Here is a 582-nt window from a genome sequence, read left to right as displayed (position 1 = left end):
CCAGGATTTTGCCGAAGAAGCCGCCCCCGATGGACAGGGCCGCATGAAGGCCCCCGCCATTGTGGGCAGGCCGCGCACCCCGCCGCAGAATGATCTCGGCCCCGGACAGGCGCGCGCCCAGCACGGGCGCGATATTCACGACCTGAGCCGCATTCGCGACCAGATACTCGCGATGCAGGCGCACGCTGAGCGTCAACTGATTTCCGGATACCGCAACGATATAGACGATCTCCTGGTTCCTGCCGTTGCCCTGATCGATGTATCGGTTGTCCCGCAAGAGTGCCCAGGTTCGCGGCTGGAACAGAGAACCGTCGGCCACCTGTATGGTGGCCTCCCTGCGGTTCGCGCTGGCGGTCAGCGCGGAGGCCACTCCTTCCTGCCCTGCTGCGGATACGGCACGGGACTCCAACCCCGTGTCGATCTTGAAGAACCTGGCGCCATTGCACTCCAGGTGCACAAACGATCGCAGCCTCAACGTGCTGACGTAGTAGTCGCCGGGAGTCACGGAGATCGTGCCGCGCTCGATGTCTTCCATGGCCTGGTTAAACAGGTTGGTGGAATCCACCCCCGTCTGATTCGGGC

Annotated in this window: 1 protein-coding gene; it reads right to left on the bottom strand. The window is 63.6% G+C overall.

What is annotated here, in order from left to right:
- Positions 1 to 565 (bottom strand): hypothetical protein (locus KDH83_RS31230; protein ID WP_212322990.1); only part of this gene is annotated, 565 nt, incomplete at its 3' end.
- Positions 566 to 582 lie beyond the last annotated feature (17 nt).

It is taken from the genome of Achromobacter sp. Marseille-Q0513, from assembly GCF_018195695.1.
GTDB lineage: Bacteria > Pseudomonadota > Gammaproteobacteria > Burkholderiales > Burkholderiaceae_B > Achromobacter.
The sequence above is the reverse complement of the archived record's forward strand: the minus strand, read 5'-3'. Positions and strand labels throughout refer to the sequence as shown.